The organism is Cupriavidus sp. UYPR2.512 (assembly GCF_000379565.1).
In the GTDB taxonomy this organism is placed as follows: domain Bacteria; phylum Pseudomonadota; class Gammaproteobacteria; order Burkholderiales; family Burkholderiaceae; genus Cupriavidus.
In genome coordinates this window covers 1-5,577 of record NZ_KB902928.1, presented here as the reverse complement: position 1 = coordinate 5,577, position 5,577 = coordinate 1, and the positions used below count along the sequence as shown (strand labels likewise).

At 60.6% G+C, this 5,577-nt stretch carries 4 protein-coding genes and 1 pseudogene; 4 read left to right on the top strand and 1 reads right to left on the bottom strand.

The genetic code is table 11. The annotated features are described in order from the left end of the window. The first annotated feature begins 281 nt into the window (after window positions 1–281). From A3A5_RS0111565 to A3A5_RS0111550, 4 genes are all read left to right on the top strand, one after another. On the top strand, window positions 282–1,547 hold the full coding sequence (locus A3A5_RS0111565) for a site-specific integrase (RefSeq protein ID WP_018310731.1): 1,266 nt from the start codon (window positions 282–284) through the stop codon (window positions 1,545–1,547). Beyond that, a complete protein-coding gene (locus A3A5_RS0111560; RefSeq protein ID WP_018310730.1) occupies window positions 1,537–2,520 on the top strand; it encodes a tyrosine-type recombinase/integrase in 984 nt (327 codons plus the stop codon). Before A3A5_RS0111565 ends, A3A5_RS0111560 begins: the two co-directional genes overlap by 11 nt. Next, a complete protein-coding gene (locus A3A5_RS0111555; RefSeq protein ID WP_018310729.1) occupies window positions 2,517–3,527 on the top strand; it encodes a site-specific integrase in 1,011 nt (336 codons plus the stop codon). The genes A3A5_RS0111560 and A3A5_RS0111555 overlap by 4 nt, the downstream gene beginning before the upstream one ends. Window positions 3,528–3,814: 287 nt before the next feature. Further along, window positions 3,815–5,020 carry an IS91 family transposase gene (locus A3A5_RS0111550; protein ID WP_026200678.1) on the top strand — a complete coding sequence of 402 codons (1,206 nt, stop codon included), beginning with the start codon at window positions 3,815–3,817 and terminating at the stop codon, window positions 5,018–5,020. Between the two features lie 276 nt (window positions 5,021–5,296). Here the strand turns inward: A3A5_RS0111550 and A3A5_RS0111545 are convergent. After that, a pseudogene (locus A3A5_RS0111545) lies at window positions 5,297–5,577 on the bottom strand (IS110 family transposase); the annotation flags it as partial.

The window sequence follows — 5,577 nt, the reverse complement described above, 5'->3', positions numbered from 1 at the left end:
CCCAACTGCTCGGCGATGTCCTTGTTCTGCATTCCGTTGGCGGCCAGCAGCACAATGCGCGCGCGCTGCGCCAGCCTCACGCTCGTGAGCTTCGACCGAACCAGCCTCGTCAAATTGGTTCGCTCCTCGTCGGTCAACATGATCTCGGGGGCAACTCGCACTCACTCTCTCCACGCTGTGTCGCAGTGTGGGCATTGGAGACGCCGAATTCATATAGGTTCCATCAAGAACAGAACGCTACACTAGCGGCCATGGGGACCGCTTTTGTGAGGAGTTCGATCATGGAGAAGTCAACCCATCAAGTTTCAAGCCACCTGCCGTTGCAGCAGTTCGTCGCCAGCGCCGTGAGCGAGCTGGAGAGGCTAGGCTACAGCAGGAAATCGCTCTGGCGCTATCGCGTCGCCTGGCGTCATCTCATTGAGTTTTGTCATGAGATGAGCCTGGACGATAAGTACTCCCTGGAGCTGGCGAAACGGTTTTGCTCTACGTATCAAGTTCGTGCTGACGAATGCCTGAACCGTGGCCAAGGGTGGCGGCGGAATATCGTGTTTTCCCTCAAGGTTCTCGAGGGCTTTGCGCATGACGGGCGCATTGAGCGCATCGTCACCGATATCAAGACGATACAAGTACCCGCACCCATGAGCACGGCATTGCGCGACTATGAACTGTACTGCCGGGATCGCCGTCATCTTCGGACAACGACCCTTCGAGCGCGGATGCGGGTGATAGCGTTATTCGCGGATTTCCTTGATTCAAGGAACATCACGTTTTTTGATCAGGTGCAGCCGGCCGATCTCTGCGCATTTGTGACCGCGCAACATCGTCTGTCGGCGAAGTCAGTCTCGCGCATCGTTTCCGATGTGCGTTGCTTTCTGCGCTTTCTTCTGATGCGAGGAATTCTGCAGAAGGATCTCAGCCATGTATTGCCGGTGGTCCATGTTCCACGCGATGCGACTATTCCATCGGTCTGGGCCCCGGAAGTCCTAGCCAGGCTGCTCGAAGCCGTTGATAGAACCTCACCGAAAGGCAAGCGCGATTACGCCATCTTTCTGCTTGCCTGTCGTCTCGGACTGAGAGTGGGTGATATTCGCGCACTATCCCTCGACGATCTGAAGTGGGAAACGGCCACAATAGACGTTCGGCAGTCGAAGACCCTCACACCTCTTTGTTTGCCATTGACGGAGGAAGTTGGCGAAGCGCTCATTGACTATCTGAGATCGGGTCGTCCTCAATCGGATCATCGAGAAGTGTTCCTCACATTGAACGCTCCCTTCCTACCCTTCCGCGAAGCCGACAGCCTATATTGGATCGTCCGTCATTGGAAGGCCATCGCCGGGATTCACTTCAGGACTCCACAACGCCATGGCTTGCACTCTCTACGCCATACACTCGCGACACGATTGCTCCATGAACAGACGCCGTTTCAAGTCATCAGCGACATCCTGGGTCATGCGACGACAGCCTCGACGTTGATCTACGCGAAGACCGACGTGGAAACGCTGCGCACCGCCGCGTTGAACACCGAGGAGATGCGCCATGACGAGTAGCAAATTCAAGGGGCAGTTCCAGAGCGCTGTCGGCCCACTCATGGAACAGTTCGTCCAGGAGAGACGGGCGTGTGGGTACCGATATGATGCGCAAGCCCGCTTGCTGGCATGCTTTGACCGCTTCCTGAGCGATGAAGCGTTATCAGAATGCGCGCTACCGCGCTCAATCAGCCGAAGGTGGACCGCCAAACGGCCCCACGAGAGCAAGAGCACACACGATCAGCGTATCGGCGCAGTTCGCCAATTGGCCCTGTTCATGTGCCGGCTGGGGTATTCCGCTGATGTGCCGGATCGGTCCCTGACGGCAAGGGATACGAGCGGATTCTCTCCGCGCATCCTGACCCACGCTGAGATTCAGCGGCTGTTCCTCGCGGCTGACCAGCTCACACCGACCGCACTTTCGCCAATGCGGCATCTCGTTATGCCGGAAGTATTTCGACTACTGTATGGCTGCGGCCTGAGGGTGGGCGAGGTGCTTCATCTGCGCGTGGCCGATGTGGACCTCGAACGGGGAATCCTGACGGTGCGTGATGGCAAATTTCGAAAGGACGGGCTCGTCCCACCAGCGTTGCCCCTGGTCCAGCGCCTTCGAGTCTACGCACAAGTCATGGGCGATCGCCCGTCCGATGCCTACTTCTTCCCTTCGCCATCAGACGGCCCGTTGAGCCACTCGTCCATCTACTGGCTGTACCGGGAGCTGCTGTTGCGCTCCGGGATCCCGCACGGCGGTAGAGGCAAGGGTCCGCGCGTACATGATCTACGCCACGCGTATGCCGTGCATGCGTTGCTTCGGTGGTGCCAGGAGGGAGCTGACCTCAATGCGAAGCTCCCGGTACTGGCGACCTACATGGGACATCAGTCCCTAGCCGGAACGCAGCGCTACCTGCATCTGATTGCCGAACTGTTTCCGGAGATCACGGCACGTACCAGCGCCGCCTTCGGTGATGTCATCCCGCGGAGGAGCGGATCATGAAACCGACGGATTTCTCCATGCTCGTGACCAGCTTCCTGACGCACCATCTGGCCGCACAGCGCAACCTGAGCCCCAACACGATCAAGGCCTATCGCGACGTGTTCACCCTGCTGCTGCGATACTGTCGTGACGTGCGGGGAATCGCACTGGAGCGTCTGTCTCTGGCACAGATCGACGTAGGCCTGGTCGAGGCATTCCTTGATCACCTGGCCAACGAACGGCATGTTTCGGTCAGCACGCAGAATCATCGCCTCGCGGCATTGCACGCGTTCTTCCGGTACGTACAGTCGGAAGTACCCGAGCGCCTGCTGCAGTGTCAGCAGGTCCTCGCGATTCCGCTGCGGCGACAGCCGCGCGCCAGCGTCGGTTACCTCCCCAAGGAATACCTTGCACAGCTTCTCGCACAACCGGACCTGCGTACGTCTGAGGGCCGCCGCGATGCAGTGCTGTTGAGCGTACTCTATGACACCGGCGCCCGGGTACAGGAGTTGATTGACCTGAACGCCGGGGACGTGCGGCTGGATCCTCCAGCGCAGGTGCGGCTCATGGGAAAGGGTCGAAAGCCGCGCGCCGTGCCCTTGATGGACTCGACAGTCGAACTGCTGCTCCAGTATCGACGCGATAATCACCTCGATCGTCCTGAACACACCGACAAGCCACTCTTCCAGAACCGGCAAGGTACACGGTTATCGCGCTCGGGTGTTCGCTATCTCCTGCAAAAGTATGTGATTCCCGTACGGCGAAGTCACCCAGAATTCACCCAGCGGGTAAGTCCTCACAGTCTGAGACACACAAAGGGAATGCACCTGCTGCAGAGTGGCGTACCGCTCGAGATCATCCGCGACTTCCTCGGTCACGTCGATGTGAAGACGACCGAGATTTATGCTCGCGCAAATCTTGAGATGAAGCGCAAGGCTCTCGAAAAAGCCACCGACGGTGCGTCGCTTCCAAAGATGCCGTCCTGGCAGCAGAACAAAACGCTTCTCGAGTGGCTGCATTTACTGTAGGACTGCGGAGGTTGCGCACGCTGATTGCTGGCTGCGGGCCTCCCCATCCTGCCCAACTTTTATGTAGAGTTTCTACGACCGGAGACCTTTGCTATCGCGGGGCTGGATTCGATACGGCACATAAAAACTTTCGGCCGGTAATACCGGAAATGTGCTGCAGCACATTTGCGCTACTTGCGCATCGCGACCAGCACCGTGTGCGCCACCACCAGTCCCTTCGACCTGCTCCCGCATCCTGAACCCATCCCATCTCTGCCCACTGCGCCCGAGTACTTCTGAAGCCCGCGATGCGCCCGGCGCTCGAGGTGGCGGACATCCTTCGCCGCTGCGGACCGCAGTACCGGCAGACTCATGCCGACGGACTCAGTCGTGTCCAGCGGCGTGTGATGTGCGCCATCGAGCTGTGTCGTACCGCCGCGCTCGGCGGACATGTCGAGCAGTGCGATGCGTGTGTCCATCAGCGCATCGCTTACGACTCTTGCCGCAACAGGCATTGCCCAAAGTGCCAGTCGCTCGCCCGCGCGCAATGGCTCGAACGCCGGCATGCGGAGCTCCTCCCCTCGACCGAGTATTTCCATGTCGTCTTCACGCTTCCCGAATCCATCGCCGCGCTCGCGTTCCAGAACAAGAGGACGCTCTACGATCTGCTGTTTCGTGCCAGTGCCGAAACGCTGCGCACGATCGCCGCCGATCCGAAGCACCTGGGCGCCGAGATCGGCTTCCTCACGATCCTGCATACGTGGGGACAGAATCTGCAGCATCACCCTCATGTGCATTGCGTGGTGCCGGGCGGCGGCCTCTCCCCGGACGGCGAGCGCTGGATCGCCTGCCGTCCCGGCTTCTTCCTGCCCGTTCGGGTCCTCTCGCGCCTCTTCCGGCGACTCTTTCTCGAACAGCTGCGTCGCGCTTACGACGCCGGCGGGCTGCGCCTGCACGGTCAGTTCGAATCCCTGAGCGATCCCGTCGAATTTGCAGCCTGGCTTGCACCCGCGGCACGGGCGGAGTGGGTGGTCTACGCCAAGACACCCTTTGGCGGCGCCGAACACGTGCTCGATTACCTGGGCCGTTACACCCATCGCGTGGCCATCTCCAACAACCGGCTGCTCGCCTTCGACGGACACGCCGTGCAGTTCCGCTGGAAGGACTACCGGCACGACGCCCGGCACAGCACCATGACGCTCACCGCCGACGAGTTCATCCGCCGCTTCCTGCTGCACGTGCTGCCCGACGGCTTCAAGCGCATCCGCAGCTACGGCTGGCTCGCCAACTGTCACCGGGCAGACAAGCTCGCCACCTGCAGGCAGCTGCTCGGTGTCGAGGCTCCCGCCGCTGCCGCAGCCGAGCCCGGGGAAGACTACCGTGACCGCTACCAGCGACTTACCGACAAGTCACTGCGCGACTGCCCCGTATGTGGCAAGGGACACATGCTCCGCATCGAAGACATGCCCGGCAGCCTTCCACGAGCCCCGCCAAGTCCCACCCATGCGCGCTAGTTGCCACCGCACCTGTTTCCGTACACGTTCGCCTTTCCCGACGAGGCCAACGCGGCTGCACTCGTGCCTTCGATCTGCTGGCGCACCAGAATATGTCAAAACAGCGGGTTATCGACATGCTGACGCTCCCTTTCCTGCGTCTCTCGCCTGCGCGGCTTCCCCCGATCGCTGGAAATCCGGTTGCGGTCGCCCGTGCTGGACATCAGAAATTACCGCGGTGGTCATTCAACGCCCATAGCGCTCACCGCCTGCGGAGCGGCTCAGTACAAATGGTTCCTAAGAAACGCCCTCCGTCGGTTGGAGGGAAAAGCCAAATTCGGCCGCCCTGCGGTGCAGCTGCTTGATGACGCGCTCCTTATAGCGCTGTTCGTAGTGGTCAGCCCCGGGGTCAGCATACTGCATGCCAAAGCGCATGGCGTTGTAGAACAGTACGGCGATCTTGCGCGCGGTGGCCGTGACGGCCTTGGCCTTCCCGATGCGGGCCGCCAGCCGGCGGTAGAACGCACCCAGCGCCGTGCTAGTCTTCCCCACCGTGACGGCGGCCAGCCGCAGCAAGG

What these genes read in the sequence shown, in the direction of transcription:
- A3A5_RS0111565 (WP_018310731.1), top strand. Translation starts at nt 282, where the DNA reads ATGGAGAAGTCAACCCATCAAGTTTCAAGCCACCTGCCGTTGCAGCAG.
- A3A5_RS0111560 (WP_018310730.1), top strand. Translation starts at nt 1,537, where the DNA reads ATGACGAGTAGCAAATTCAAGGGGCAGTTCCAGAGCGCTGTCGGCCCA.
- A3A5_RS0111555 (WP_018310729.1), top strand. Translation starts at nt 2,517, where the DNA reads ATGAAACCGACGGATTTCTCCATGCTCGTGACCAGCTTCCTGACGCAC.
- A3A5_RS0111550 (WP_026200678.1), top strand. Translation starts at nt 3,815, where the DNA reads ATGCGCCCGGCGCTCGAGGTGGCGGACATCCTTCGCCGCTGCGGACCG.